This is a genomic window from Hymenobacter crusticola, from assembly GCF_002154225.1.
Classification (GTDB): Bacteria; Bacteroidota; Bacteroidia; order Cytophagales; family Hymenobacteraceae; genus Hymenobacter; species Hymenobacter crusticola.
On record NZ_MTSE01000001.1, the window covers coordinates 78,264 to 92,321 of the forward strand.

The following is a 14,058-nucleotide window of genomic DNA, read 5'->3' on the forward strand; positions in this document are numbered from 1 at the left end:
GCTAAATGGCTGAGTGCCCAGCGGATGATGTAACGGAGCAATGAAACTCCACTACACAACCCTCAAACAACGAACCATTTAGCAACTACACCATTTAGCCTTAAAACAGGAAGTCGAATCCTAAGAATATCAGTCGCTCCTCACCCACGGAGTACGTCACGTTCACGACGGCTTGCTTGAGGATATCAACCCACACGCCGCCACCGAAGGCCGAGTGCAGCGCATCAAAGCCCGTTTTTACGTCGTAGGGGCTGTATACGCGGGCGGCATCGGCTAGGCCTAGGATACCAAACTTGCCGGGCAACAAGTAGGCGTTGAAGGTGAACAGCTGAATGCGCACTTCGCCATTGGCGTAGAACGAGCTGCGACCAGCGTAGCGCGTACGACGGTAGCCACGCAGGTTGGTGGTGCCGCCTAGGGTATTAGCTTGGTAGAAGCGGTAGTCGCCGAGGTTGCGAGCCACGCCGAGGCGGCCAGCCCAAGTAAGCTGGAAGGGGAAGTTGGGGCTCACATAGAAGCGCACTTCCGACGCTAAGCGCCCGTAGCGCAGCTTTTCGCCGTTGAGTTGGTAGTTGTACTCGGCACTGTTGTACCACCGAATACCGATGCGCGGATTCTTGGGTGAGCTGCTGGCATCGAGGTTCAAGTACACTTTACCCCCTAGGTAGCGGTTCAGGCCAAAATCGGAGTCGCGGACACCAATGGCGGCGCCGGTGCGGTCATTATTACCAGTGCCGAGGCCTTCGACAATCTTGCTACCTAGGTTATCCCGGTCGACGCGGAACTGGTCGTACTGCGGGCCGAACCCTAGCTTCAGGAAGCTGAAGATGTCTTTCTCCAGCATGGGCGCCACGTAGAAGCGCGAGAAGCGGATGCGATAGGTGCTGTTGATATCACGCAAGCGCACGCGGCCGTCGTCCTTGGGCGCTTCGTTTTTTGTGTCGTTGCCTAGGCCGAAGTAGTTGTACAACAGCTGTGGACCGTAGAGCTGGCTGTTGACGTTCAAATCAAGCTTGCCGAACACATCCGTGAACTGCCCGCGGTAGCGCACGTTGTAGGCGCTCTGCGAGAAAGCATAGTTGGCCACCAACGACTGCTCCGAGGCAAAAGGCTTGCGGCGGAAGCCATAGTGCCGGTAGGTAACCCCACCCCCGACGAAGATACGGTCGTCGACGTTGTAGCCGAAGTACGCCGCTGGCCCTACGTAGTCGAGCTGGTAGTCTTTGCGGTCGGTGCGGTTCGGGTAGTCGTAGCGGTTTACGTCGGTGTTGGGTTCCAGGCGCAAGCGGGTGGTGCGGCCCGGCACAATCACGTTCCCCGAGTCGGCGTCGTACACCTGGGTGTAGTTGCCGAGGCCACGCACGTGCGAGCGGTCCACGATGGAGTCGCGGTCGGTACCGGCGATGATGCGCACGTTGGTGCCCTTCTTCACGTCGCCGCGAACGTCGTAGACGTCATTACCGGCAAAGCCGTAGAGACGAATGTCTTTGGTGACTTTATTATCAAAGGTGCGGTCGAACAGGACCTTAGTCAGCTTGCCATCCTTGTTGATCTTCTGGACCGTCACGCGGGTTTTGTTGCCTTCCAGGCGTTCCACCACGAACTTCTCGTTCTTGGAGCTACCCTTCACTTCCGTAATCTTCGACACCATGGTGTAGTAGTCGGCGGCGAGCTGAGGCAGCAAGTCGCGGCGGCTCTTGAGCTTGGCCGCAATTTCGGGGCCGTGCTCCTCGTAGATTTTCTTGGGCCAGCGCTGACGCAGGGCGTTGTCGATTTCGGCGTCGGTGAGGCGCTTCTTCAAGTCCTCGGCCGTTTTCACCCAATCTTCCTTCGTGATGGAAGCCAGGAACACCCGGTCGTTAGCAAGGGCCGTTAGGTTCAAGCCCTTCCAGTCGGCGTAGTCATAGCCAAAGTTCTGAAAGTTGCGGATGGCCCACTTGCGCGAAGCTAGGTACGGAAACAGCCCGTCGCCCTTGAAGAAGGCGATGTCGCGGTCTTCGGGCACAGCCGTAAACTTCCGGTCGCCGTCCTTGTCCTTGCGCTCAGCCCAGCGCCACTGGTCCTCGTGCCGGTCCCAGTCGCCGATCCACATATCAAAGAGGCGGGAGCGGGCAAAGGCTTTTTCATCAACGCGGTTGTCGTTGTCTTCCTCTAAGCGCTCCAGCACCTTATCGGTCCCCACCAAGTTTTTGGCGTTGCCCAGCGACTCTACATTGCTTTGATCGTCCTTGGCATCTTCTTCCAGGAAAACCGGGGTGTTCGAAAACCGCTCGTAGTACTGCTCCAACCTAGGGTCTTGCGGAATGTAGCGCAACTCGGGGTTGGTGTGCAGAATGCCCGCGGCCGACGCCAGCGGCGGAATGGGCAGGGCGCCATACGGGTGTTGGGCCGAAATCTGGTCCTGCAAAATATCCTTGGCTGCGCCCGCACGCAAGGCTTCCGGCAACACCGCCGAGGGGTCCTTGTTCAGCCCGCGCAGGGTGTAGTTGCGGCCCTCTTCGTTGCGCACTTTCAGCGAAGCCGTCTGCTTACCTCCGCCCACTTTGTAGGGCGACAGTCCGCCTTTTTCGGTAGCTAGGTCCAGCACCGGCATCGTTACGGGGGTTGCCCACTCCTTACGATAGTGTTCCCCAAACAGGAACTTGTGAAACTTGCCGCGGTCGCTGTAGCGCTTGTTAGCCGCTATCGTGATGGTGCTATCCTTGAACGAAGGCGCGGGCGCTTGCTGCTGCACAGCGGCCTGCTCCACTAACTTGGTTTGTTTGGCATAAAGTGGCGTCCGGAACACGCGCCGGGCTACCTCGCCGCTATCAGCTGGTACGAAGAACTCGGTCCAGACCTCGCCGTTGTCGTAGTAGTTCACCCTGGCAATGCCCTTCTCCTTGTCCGAGAACATGGCATCGGCCCCGTTGCCGGGCTTCACGTGCTGGGTTTTGCAGCCCGCCCCGCTGATGATCTGGTGATACGTAGGCGTTTTGAAATACTGCAAGTTGTGCTCGTGCCCTGACACGTACACGACGTTGGGGTAGCGCGAGAAAATATCTTCCAGGCCTTTCTTATACGTCTGGTAAAGCGGGTGCGCAATGTCCTGCGTTACCCCGCCGTACTTGCGTGCGAAGGGATAAATGGAGCCAATCACCGGCAAGGGGAGGAAGGCGTACTTGAAGACGATAGACAGTGGGAAAATATGGTCACCTAGGGTAAAAAAGCCGCCGTGAATACCATCCGACTGGATCGGGTGGTGGGCGATGACCATGATGTTCTTGTCCTTGTTGCGGGAGATTACATCTTCTAGCTGCGTAAAAAAGTCGGTTTCGTTGGCCACGCCGCAGCCACTGTTGGCGCCGTACGGCTTCTCGGTAGCTTGGGTCTGCAAAAACCACTGCGAGTTGAGCATGATCAGCACGATGTCGTCTTGCACGCGCACCTCAAACGGGCCGGGGCAACCATCGCGCGGAATCAGGAAGTCGCCGGTGTAGTTGAACTGCGCCGAGTCCTTCGTCATATATTCTTCGATGAACGTCTGCTGCCGCACAACCTGGTCGAGGCCACCGGCTAGGCCTTGGCGCCAATCGTGGTTGCCAGGCACCATGTACTTCTCACCCTGATAATTGCGTAGGACATCGAGCTGGTCGGTCAGCCGCCGCTCCGACTCCTTGCGGTCGGGCGCATTTTCGGGCGGTAGCCCGTACTCGTACACATTGTCGCCCAAGAACACGGTGGTGCTCTTGGCGCCCTCCTTCATAATTTGCTTGCGCAAATAATTCAGCGACGGTTCGCCCCCCTCGGCTTTCGGAATGGGCTTGCCCACGTCGCCGATCAGGAAAATGGTGTAGCGAATGTGGGTGCTATCGGGAGGCGTTTTGCTTTGCCAGTTTTCGCCACCATGGTGGTAGTTGGGCCGGACCGTGTGCGGGGTTTGCGTTTTCTTTTGTGCGTAAGCACTGGGCAACATCCAACCCGTGAAAGCTAGTAAAAGACAGTAGACAGGAAAAATTCTTCTCATACGGAAGGCGTGAGCGTAATGTAGGTAGGCACTAACCCGACAACGTAAACCAAGTACGAATAATTAGGGTTAGCAGAAAAGGCAGTAAACTTAGAAATTAAGCCGCTGCTTATTTGTTATGGAGCTGTGTGGCCTGCCCTACGAAAACTGGCTAGCTACAGTTTAGGTCAGATAACGAAAAACCCGAACGCAATATTCGCGTTTTACCTTGGTTCACTGCTGCTCTCCCCGGCAACGCCTTTCTCCCTACTGCATGGAAACTACCGAGATACTTAAGGAAGCCAAATCCGAGATTATCACCCAAGCTGACGCTTACATCACGGCGCTCTTCGAAAAAAAGCTACCGGGCCAGCTCGTGTACCACAGCTTGAAGCATACGCAGACGACGGTGCGGGAGGCGCAGGCCCTAGGCAAAGCCGCGGGCCTGAGCGATAGTGACCTCGAAGTACTCGTACTAGCCGCCTGGTTTCATGATGCAGGCTACCTCGAAGTATACGACGGGCACGAGTACCGTAGCATGGAGCTAGCCGAGCAATGGCTCACGCAGCAAGGCTACCCCGCCGACCGCATTGCGCTGGTGAAAGATACCATCCGGGCCACACACCGCAACGAGCGGCGCGAAACGGAGCTGCAACAGCTGCTGGTGGATGCCGACATGAGCAACCTAGGTAGCGAAGATTTTATTGCCGGGGCCGAGCTGCTGCGCGCCGAGTGGGAAACCACCATCGGCAAAACGTACTCGAATGTGGAGTGGGCCGAGAACCAGCTCGATTTTTTGCTCATGGCCAAGTACTACACCGATGTAGCCAAGGAGCGGTATCAAAGCCAGTTCAAAGCCAACATCAAGGAGCAGCGCGACCTGCTCAAAAAGATCGAGAAGAAGAAGAAAAAGAAGGACAAGGAGAAAACTGAGACGTTTGCCGAACCCAAGCGGGGCATCGAGACCATGTTTCGCACCATGTACGGCAACCACATGAAGCTCTCGGACATGGCCGATAAGAAGGCGAGCATGATGATTCAGCTGAACGCGGTGCTCATCTCGGTGATTGTGACGTACCTAGGTACCAAGATCGGGGGCAAGTCGGCGGTGCTGAGCCCGGCCTTTACCCGCAACCCCTTGCTGATGGTGCCCATGGGCCTTTTGCTTATCACGGCGCTGGGGTCGGTGGTGTCGGCTATCCTATCGGCCCAGCCCGACGTGACCAGCTTTAAGTGGTTGAAGAAAAGCCCGCAGGTAGCCAACAACCGCCGCGTCAACCTACTCTTCTTCGGCAACTTCACCAAGCTCAACCTCGACGACTTTCAAGGCGGCATGACCGAGCTCATGCGCCAGAAAGAGTCGCTTTACACGAACATGGTCACCGACATCTACTACCTCGGCGACGTGCTAGCGAAGAAGTACCGCCTGCTGCGCGTTAGCTACACCATTTTCATGGTCGGCCTGATCCTGACAGCCTTGTCATTTGGTATTGTACTGCTCTACAAGGTTTAAGCAGCCGCGCAGAAAGTGCTGGAGTAGCTGAGTACTTGTTGTCACCTTGCTGGGCTGTTTTCTTTCCGTCACTCCGTTACTCCGTTACTCCTAATAGCTGCTAGGCGCTTGATCGACTCGCCTAAGAAGCGGTGCATACGGCGGAGTTGGCCGAAGCGAATCAAGGAGCTAGGGCTAGCTACATGGCCGTAGCGAAACTCCAACGTGAGCAGGGCCGTGTCGTTGGTGACGGGCTCAATGAAGAAGAACAGCAGTGAGTTAGGAAAGAGGCGGAAGTGAGATATTTTCTCCACATACTCAATCCGGTCCTCATCTACAAAGTGTTGCACCGCCTGGAAGTCAATCTGGCCATTATTGATGTCCACTTTGTAGGAAGTACCTAGGCGCCCTACTTTGGTTACGTCGTAGTGCACTTTGGTGGCGCCTGCCATCCAGCGCGGGCGCAGCCGAAAGTTGCTGACGATGCGCAGCACGTCGCGCGCCGGCAACGGTAGTAAACGACGCACTTTCAGCGCGTTGTTTTGGGTGCTGCTGGGCTGACCAGGCGCCACTTGCTCGTCCAGCAGGAGGCGCAGGGGCGTGAGGTGGGCATACTGGTAGCAAATCTGACCTAGGTAGTCGTAGGTGCAGGTCCCGCGCAAGAGCCGCGTCCAAGAAAAGCTCCGGGCGATATCAGCGGGCTTCTGCGTATCGAGGTAGTCGTCGGAGAGCAGCAAGTACTCGCTGCCCATCACGTTGTTTTTCAGCAGGCGATGCACCACAATTAGGTCGCGCCCCATGAGCTTGGTGAAGTTGCGGATCTGTGCCACATTTACGTGGCCGTAGTGCACGATTATCTTGAGCGTGAGGTCATTGTTGCGCAGCGCGGCACTTAAGGTCGACCCCGTATCGCGCTCCACCAAGCGGAGGTAATTCTGGAAGTCGAGGAAGATACGGCGGCACTGGGCCACCAGATCCTGAATAGCGGGAGGTGGACCTAAGCGGTAAAACAAGATGGCGTCACCCTGAATTTCGCTCACCCCCATGCCGAGCGTGTTCGCCTCAATCAGGATTTCGAGTAGGTCAGCCACCAGCCACTGGGCTAGGTCGTCGCCGGTTTCCTGAATGAAGCGTGTGAACCCACTGATATCCGGGATAAAAAGGAGCGCTGGTTGGGCCCCGTTGCGGCCCGTAGCCATACGACCTCCGGCAGCGCGGCGGGCAGCATGCAAATCGTCCAGTAAGCCCATGCGAATAAAAACGGTAACTGAACTGGTGAGGGGGTTGCTGCGTAAAGTTACTTGCCTTTACGCAATGCCTAGCCTTGCAGTTTGGCAAGGGTGATGCTTTCGCGTTACCTTTGCGCTAGGCAGTTTCCCACATGGCCCCGTAGTTCAACGGATAGAATAAGGGTTTCCTAAACTTTAGATGTGAGTTCGATTCTCGCCGGGGCCACATAGAACCGCGTTTACAGCCTGTAGATGCGGTTTCTGCTTTTCAGGGGTACGCTTACGGGTACAGGCCCCACTTTCGAGAGCTAGGCTTAATGAGCTAGCCAACCCAATCTAGTTGCTAGCAGGCCCTTCAAGAAAGCGAAAGGCCCGCACCGTCGAACGACGGTGCGGACCTTTTTCATCAAACCCAGTGCAGCTAGTGTACCGGGTTCACCGGGCAAAACAACTTTCTTGTCCCAGGTAGATTAAGCCAGGATCTGCTAGGTTACCTAGGTAAAAGCTGATAGCATCCAACGTTCCTTTTGCATTACATACGATCAGCATTCATCTCGTGCTTGACTTCTGCATCTTGGTAACGGAAGGCAGCACGTAAATAAAACTGTACACTACCGCCACTGCAGCTGTACGGCCAATACGCCCTAGCCTGCTAGAAAAGTAGCTTTGCTCTACTAACAAACTAGAGCGCAATACCTTATAGTTGAATTACCCGCGACCTGTACGACATGAACCGATGCAGAAGCCTAGGGTTGAATAACTATTTTCTGCTGTTGGGCATGTCCATCGGTCGTGCGAAGGGTGAGTTGGTAGAGGCCCGCGGCAGCGGCAGGTGCCTCTACCGGGAAGGAGTTCACCCCCACCTGCAAGGTGAGGCTTTGCTGCAGCACTACCCGGCCCAGGCGGTCGGTGAGCGTGAGCGTGGCGGCTTGCGACTGGGTGGCTGAGCAGTTCAGGGTGAAGCGGCCGGCGCTGGGGTTCGGGTAGAGGCTCAGGGCGGCGGTGCTGGCATTCGGAGTAGTGCGGAGCACAGCTGCATTCCGCTCGGAAGACAACCGATTTAGGCGCACACTAGCCGTACCGTCGGCGCCGTTGCTTGTGATTAGGTCTACGTCGCCGTCGCCATCCACATCTCCGAAGGCAAGGCTTCCAACGCCTCGCCCGACGGTAACATTCTGCCAGAAGGAGAAGGTGCCGGTGGTATTGAGGCGGATGACCGCGGTGCTATTCTCAGTGCCATAGTTATTCTCGTTGGCAATGGCTAGGTCAAGGTCACCATCCCCATCGACGTCGCCTAACGCAACGCTGACCGCTCCACGCCAGGGCACCAGCTGGTTTTGGGTACCACTGAAGGTGCCGCTGCCCGTGTTCAGACGCACGCTCACGGTGCTGCTGTTGAGGGTATTGGGCGTATAGTCGTTGTAATTAGCCGTTACTAGGTCGAGGTCACCATCGCCATCAAGGTCGCCGAGAACGACGCTGTGGGGGTTGAAGCCCACGCTCACCTCTCCGTTGCCACTGAAGGTACCCGTGCCATTGTTCAGGCGCACACTCACGGTGGTGCCGCTGAACGACGGCGTGAGTAGGTCCAGGTCGCCGTCATTATCCACGTCGCCGACGGCTAGGCTCACGGGCTGCGCACCCACTGCTACTTCTGAGCCGCCGCTGAAGCTGCCCTGGCCGTTGTTTAGGCGTACGCTCACCGAGTTGCTGCTGTAGTTAGCCGTGAGCAGGTCTAGGTCACCGTCGGCATCCACGTCTACTAGCGCCACCGCCGATGGATCGAAGCCCACGCTTACTTGTTGGGTGCCCGAAAAGCTACCTTGCCCGTTGTTAAGGCGCACTTGCGCAACGCCTACTCCCGTGTTGGCGGCTACCACCACATCCAGGTCGCCATCGCCATCTACGTCGCCTAAGACAAGGCCGCGCGGAATGCCGTTGATGGTGAGGGCGGGTCCTGGCACGAAGCCAGCAGCGCCATCATTGAGTTGCACGCCCTTCGCCGATACGAGGTCTAGGTCTTGGTCGCCGTCCACATCGCCGGCCACGACGCCGGCCACAACGACACCCGCATCCGTAACGCCCGCAGCGAGGTCGGTGCCGTTGTAAAAGCCGGAGAAATAACCCGGCCCTTGGCTGCGGCTCGTGGCTGTGGTGAACTGATAGACGTGTCCGGTACCTAGGGTTTGACCGCCACTACCTTGTGCAGCCGTCGTCACGGTGGCAAAAACCGTCTCGCCAGCCTTGAAGCCCGTGGTTGGTGTGAAGGTGAGCGTGTTGCCGCTCACCGTGGCCGCGCCAGCTTTCTGCCCGCCTGCTTGGGCACTAAATACTTTCAGCGCCCCTAGGGTCGCGGCGCTAGTGCTGAGCGACTGGCTGAAGGTAGCGGTTACGGGGCCGGTACGCGGCGCACCTAGGCTATTGCGCACGGGGGCTAGCGCCGTGATGATGAGCGGACTAGTGGTAGGTTGATTCAGCCGTATACTTATGCGGCCCGGCGTACGAAAGGCAGTTAAGTTAGCAACGATCAGGTCTGGGGCGCCATCGCCGTTGACGTCGCCCGTGGTTAAACTCTGGAGTGCAGAGGCAAAGATTAGCTCTTGTCCATTGCCAAAGAGGCCCATACCATTGTTGAGGCGTACGCTCACGGTGGTACCGTTGAAGGGAGACGCTAGGAGGTCCAGGTCACCGTCCCCATCCACATCACTGACTTCGATATCTTGGGGTTGCGAGGCCAAGGTAACTTGCTGGCTATCACCGAACGTGCCGCTGCCGTTGTTCAAACGCACACTCACCGCTCTGCTAAAGCCCGCAATGGTCAGTACGTCCACATCGCCGTCGCCATCTACGTCACCTAGGGCAATGTCGGTGTACGTGCCTGTTCCTTCGGGCAGCACCTGTCCGGCACTCAAGCCACCGGCGCCATTGTTTAGCTGCACACTCACTGCTATGCTGGCCAGACCAGTGGTCCCGTACAGCACGCTCACTACATCGAGGTCGCCGTCGCTGTCCACATCCCCAAGGGCTAAGCTAGTGATGCTGTTTGCCACAATATTCTGGCCGCTGAACGTGCCACTCCCATTATTGAAGTGCACGCCGTCGCTAGCCACGAGGTCGAGGTCACCGTCGCCGTCCATGTCGCCTAGGCTTGCCTTACTGCCCGTGCCATTGATAGTTACTTCTTGCCCGCCGGCGAACACGCCACTGCCATTGTTGAGGCGTACACTCGCTGTGCTGGCGTTGCCCGTCACCAAGTCTAGGTCGCCATCCCCATCTACGTCGCCCAAGGCGACACTGGAAGCAGCAGAACCAACAGCCACTTCTTGACTGCCGCTGAAGCTGCCGCTGCCATCATTCAGGCGCACACTGACTCTATCTGGAATAGAACTAACAGGTGCCACTAGATCTAAGTCGCCGTCCCCGTCTATATCGCCAACCGCGGTGCTTGTAGCACCAGCAGGCGTGCTAACCTCCGAGCCGCCACCAAACACCCCAGTGGAAGGACTAGTAGCGGCCGTAAATTCAAATACATGGGGTTTGGCCACGGCTCCAGTGGTGCTTTGCACTTGAGCCGTGATGGTCGCTTGTACCTTCTCGCCCGGCTTGAAGTCCGTGCTCGGATCAAACGTCAAGGTATTGCCGCTCACCGTGGCGTTACCGGCCTTTTTGCCGCCGGCCTGCGAGCCGAACACCCGGATGGCCCCGAGCGTAGCGGCCGCCGTGCTCAGGGGCTGGTCGAAAGTCGCAGCAACAGACGTAGTGCGGGGCGCTGCCGGCGCATTGCGAGTGGGCAGCACGGCGGTTACCTGTGCCGAGGCACTAACCGTTAATACCGCCCCGTTGCTAGCTCCCGCCGTGGTCACGACGACAACCGGCCCCGTGCTAGCCCCTTGGGGCACCACGACCGTTAGCTGCGTCAGCGAATTAGGCACTATGCTAGCCGCTGGCACCGAAACGCCGTTGAAGGTTACTTCTTTGACGTTTAAAAAGTTGGTACCCGTAATCACCACGCTACTTCCCACTGCGCTGCTGGTCGGCGACAGGCTGGTGATGGTAGGCAAAGGCAGGGCTTGATTCTGATTCAGGCGTATGCTAGCCGTTGCGTTGCTACTGTTAGCGGTTGCTAAGTCTAGGTCGCCGTCGCCGTCTACGTCACCGAGGGCAATGCTGTAAGGCCGAGTGCCGGTTGCCACCTGCTGGTTGTTGGCGTAAACGAAGCGGCCGCTGCCATTATTTAAGCATACGCTCACGGTAGCGCCGCCAGAGTTGGCTGCTACAAAATCTAGGTCCCCATCGCCGTCTACGTCGCCTACCGCTACACTATTTGGCGTGCTCCCGACGCCTACTTCCTGGCTGGCGCTGAAGGTCGCACTGCCGTTGTTCAGGCGCACGCTCACCGAATTATCGTTACCGTTGGCCGCTACAAAGTCTAGGTCCCCGTCGCCATCTAGGTCGCCCACGGCCACACTGCGCGGATCACGTCCTACGCCTACGTTCTGGCCGCCGCCGAACGTTCCGTTCGTGTTCAGGCGCACGCTCACCGTGCGGCTGCCGTTGGTAGATGTCGCCACGAGCAAGTCGAGGTCGCCGTCCTTGTCCACATCACCCAGCGTTACTTCCTGGTTGCCATACACCGTGGTAGTGTTGAGCGGGCCGCTAAAAGTAGCCCGGCCATTATTCAGCCAAACACTGACGCCGCTCGTCTCGGTGCCACCGACGGCGAGGTCCAGGTCCCCATCGCCGTCCACATCCCCCACCGCCACGCTGTTTAAGCTCGGGTTCATCACGCCGCTTGGACTGGTGATAAAGGTGTTATTCCCGTTATTGAGCTTTAGCGTAAACCCCAGGCCAGCAGCACTGATGTTGTTGGCAATGGCCAGGTCTAGGTCCCCATCCCCATCTAAGTCGCCCACGGCTAGCCCCTGGGCGCTGGTTCCTACCGGCACCTCAAACCCGGTGCTAAAGTTGGGGCTCGTGCCGGTGTTCAGGCGCACGCTCACGGTGCTACCACCCAGCGTAAATAGGTCGAGGTCACCGTCCTTATCTACATCACCTAGCACCACACGCTGCGGAGTAGTCTCCACGCTAGGATCGAAGCCGCCGCTGAAAAAGCCACTACTTGGTGTAATGGCTTGCGCTAGGCTAGGTGTGTTTGCTAGCAGCAAGCCTATGGCCCCTAAGCGTAGGCTAGACGCCGCCTTCTTGATAGCCGGCAGCAAGCCAGCCGGAATAAGAGTAGTAATCTGCATAGAAGAAAGGAAGTATGGTGTCAAATGGTCGCGCCACTCGTTGGCGGCGGTACTGCAGTATGCCTAGGTGGGCCATGGCAGGCTCACGGTGGAGTATCTGTTGCTAATCCTCGGCTCTAAAATCTGTGCTGGATTGGAGCTGCGTGTGTTGCGTTCACCGTAGCCGTGCCTTCTCACCGCCTGCCTGTTGACTAAAGACCTGAGGCGCTTCTTGGGTAGCCGTGTTGTTGCTCAAGGTTTGGCTGAAGCTCACGGCCACATCCGGCGTGCGCGGCGCAGAACAAACGTTGCGGGCGGGCAAGAAGTTGGTAATTATTGGCGCCTGGGCTTACAGGGTGCCTGTCAGGAAGACGAGTGGGGTGATGCGCAGAGCAGCAAAACTCTACCCACCAAAAAAATTCGGCAGGCACCAAGCGTATAAGGTAGCAGCATAAGGAAAGATGGCGTGAATCGGTTATTGCAGGTAATCAGTACAGTAGGACGGGAGCAAGGTATAGATTGTTTCCATTAAGCCTATAAATTCTTGTTTTAATAATATATCCAGGGGGCAACGTAAGCTCCCAGGGCTTCCACGTGTGGGAGCCGGAACGTCACGCTCACTCGGTCTTGGCCCTTAGCCGTAGGGGCATATTCTGCGCTGGAAGCTAGCGGCGACGCTTGTTCAACGTTGTCTGTTTGCAGCATCAGTCCTCGACCAACTCAGAGCCAGATAGGAGCAATAGAGAGCTAGGCCATTAATAGCTTTTGCAAAACCTCGAAGCCTGGCTTGCTCAATCTCCTCACTGGAACCAGGTATGCTGCATGCTATAAGTGGTGGCTTGCTGTAGAGCGAAACCAGGGGACCTAGCGGAATCTGTTGTTTTATTAGCTCCACCAGAACAAAGGGTGAGCCACGCAGACTAGTGGCCGCTGCGGGTGGGGTGGCTAGTTGAGCCCGGCTTCGGACCGATTGACGTGGAAGTGGCGGCCACGATGCAAGCGGCGGCTGAGGCGCTGCACGGAGCCGGCTGCGTGGTAGAGCCAGTGCGTCTCCCGGCGCTCGAGCAGGAGAATGCCCTTCAGCTGTTTAATTAACTGCACGTGATGGAGTTGAAGCCCGCGTTTAGGGAAGCAACAGCGGGCCACGAAGCCGACATGTTCACCATTTCGAAAGCCATGCTAGCTACGCCCGATACGGCGATGCAGGCCTACATTTTGGCTGAGCAAGCCGCGGAGCGGCTGCGCGACGGTTTCGCCGCCTACTTTCAGCGCTACGATGCGCTACTTTGTCCCGTGCTGCCCATTCCCGCCCATGAGCACGGAAAGACGGAGTTCATCATCAACGGCCAGACGGTGCCCGCCACCCACCTAGCTAATCAGCGCATTCAGCGGCTATGCTTCAGCTAAAGCCCCAAGCCACATGGCAATAAAACTCTCTTCAAGTTGTTTGGAGAGGGTTTTTATTGTAGCAGCCCTAGGTGCAGTCTTATCGGCGCAGTCGACTTAGCGTTTCCCGCGACATGCCTAGGTAGGAAGCGACCATGTGCAAGGGTACCCGGTTAAACACCAGGGGGTAGGTTTGCTGGAACTCTAGGTATTTTGCCTCGGCAGAAGCACTGATGAGGGAAAAGATGCGGCGCTGGCTGGCCTCGTAGCTACGAGCCTGCAGCTGCTCATAGCACGTTTTGAGCGTTGGAATCGCCAGGAGCAATTCGTCCCAGTCCGCCTTGGTCCAAGTGAGGACCGTTGTTGCCGCCAGCGCTTCTATGTTGTACACCGAGGGGGTTTCGGTGCGGTAGCTTTGGTGGTCAGTCACCCACCAGTTCTCCACGGCAAACCGCAACGTACGGTTCGTGCCGTCTTCGCTGAATCGGTAGAGCCGGCAACAGCCGCTGGCAATAAAGCACTGGAGCCGCCAGACCTCGCCCTCATGCAAAAGGGACTGCCATTTGCGCAGCTTGCGTACCGTGCTGCGAGCGCGCAGCCATTCCACCTCCGCATCTGAGAGGGCCGCCTGCTGGCGGATGTAGGGTTCAGAAACGGCAAACATGCAGGCAAAAAGGTGGAAAATAGTTCGTCGTCGAATTGGCTTTGAGTAGGCCGTACGAGCGGACCTCGCCCGGC

At 57.5% G+C, this 14,058-nt stretch carries 8 protein-coding genes and 1 tRNA gene; 3 read left to right on the forward strand and 6 right to left on the reverse strand.

The genetic code is table 11. From position 1 onward, the window contains the following. Positions 1–100 precede the first annotated feature (100 nt). Positions 101–4,006: a metallophosphoesterase gene (locus tag BXP70_RS00305; protein WP_245849397.1), complete on the reverse strand. Its 3,906-nt coding sequence runs from the start codon at positions 4,004–4,006 to the stop codon at positions 101–103. Positions 4,007–4,259: 253 nt separating this feature from the next. Between BXP70_RS00305 and BXP70_RS00310 the strand changes: the two genes are divergently transcribed. After that, positions 4,260–5,498: a Pycsar system effector family protein gene (locus BXP70_RS00310; RefSeq protein WP_086592028.1), complete on the forward strand. Its 1,239-nt coding sequence runs from the start codon at positions 4,260–4,262 to the stop codon at positions 5,496–5,498. Positions 5,499–5,566: 68 nt separating this feature from the next. On the opposite strand, the gene BXP70_RS00315 is transcribed toward BXP70_RS00310, so the two are convergent. Further along, positions 5,567–6,727, reverse strand: a complete 1,161-nt coding sequence (locus BXP70_RS00315) for a DUF2652 domain-containing protein (RefSeq protein ID WP_086592029.1) — start codon at positions 6,725–6,727, stop codon at positions 5,567–5,569. Between the two features lie 133 nt (positions 6,728–6,860). On the opposite strand from BXP70_RS00315, the gene BXP70_RS00320 reads away from it, so the two are divergent. Next, positions 6,861–6,932: transfer RNA gene (locus tag BXP70_RS00320), tRNA-Arg, on the forward strand. Positions 6,933–7,452: 520 nt separating this feature from the next. On the opposite strand, the gene BXP70_RS00325 is transcribed toward BXP70_RS00320, so the two are convergent. From BXP70_RS00325 to BXP70_RS30290, 3 genes are all read right to left on the reverse strand, one after another. Beyond that, a complete protein-coding gene (locus BXP70_RS00325; RefSeq protein WP_086592030.1) occupies positions 7,453–11,955 on the reverse strand; it encodes an FG-GAP-like repeat-containing protein in 4,503 nt (1,500 codons plus the stop codon). A gap of 154 nt (positions 11,956–12,109) precedes the next feature. Next, complete coding sequence (locus BXP70_RS29805; protein ID WP_179197534.1) at positions 12,110–12,256, reverse strand: hypothetical protein; 147 nt, start codon at positions 12,254–12,256, stop codon at positions 12,110–12,112. Positions 12,257–12,879: 623 nt separating this feature from the next. Then, a complete protein-coding gene (locus tag BXP70_RS30290; RefSeq protein ID WP_218779714.1) occupies positions 12,880–13,035 on the reverse strand; it encodes a hypothetical protein in 156 nt (51 codons plus the stop codon). Positions 13,036–13,038: 3 nt separating this feature from the next. Between BXP70_RS30290 and BXP70_RS00335 the strand changes: the two genes are divergently transcribed. After that, positions 13,039–13,341, forward strand: coding sequence for an amidase family protein (locus BXP70_RS00335; RefSeq protein ID WP_218779715.1), 303 nt, complete (start codon positions 13,039–13,041; stop codon positions 13,339–13,341). A gap of 79 nt (positions 13,342–13,420) precedes the next feature. On the opposite strand, the gene BXP70_RS00340 is transcribed toward BXP70_RS00335, so the two are convergent. Continuing rightward, positions 13,421–13,984: a Crp/Fnr family transcriptional regulator gene (locus BXP70_RS00340; protein ID WP_086592032.1), complete on the reverse strand. Its 564-nt coding sequence runs from the start codon at positions 13,982–13,984 to the stop codon at positions 13,421–13,423. Positions 13,985–14,058 lie beyond the last annotated feature (74 nt).

What these genes read in the sequence shown, in the direction of transcription:
- BXP70_RS00315 (WP_086592029.1), bottom strand. Translation starts at nt 6,727, where the DNA reads ATGGGCTTACTGGACGATTTGCATGCTGCCCGCCGCGCTGCCGGAGGT.
- BXP70_RS00335 (WP_218779715.1), top strand. Translation starts at nt 13,039, where the DNA reads ATGGAGTTGAAGCCCGCGTTTAGGGAAGCAACAGCGGGCCACGAAGCC.
- BXP70_RS00305 (WP_245849397.1), bottom strand. Translation starts at nt 4,006, where the DNA reads ATGAGAAGAATTTTTCCTGTCTACTGTCTTTTACTAGCTTTCACGGGT.
- BXP70_RS00325 (WP_086592030.1), bottom strand. Translation starts at nt 11,955, where the DNA reads ATGCAGATTACTACTCTTATTCCGGCTGGCTTGCTGCCGGCTATCAAG.
- BXP70_RS00340 (WP_086592032.1), bottom strand. Translation starts at nt 13,984, where the DNA reads ATGTTTGCCGTTTCTGAACCCTACATCCGCCAGCAGGCGGCCCTCTCA.
- BXP70_RS00310 (WP_086592028.1), top strand. Translation starts at nt 4,260, where the DNA reads ATGGAAACTACCGAGATACTTAAGGAAGCCAAATCCGAGATTATCACC.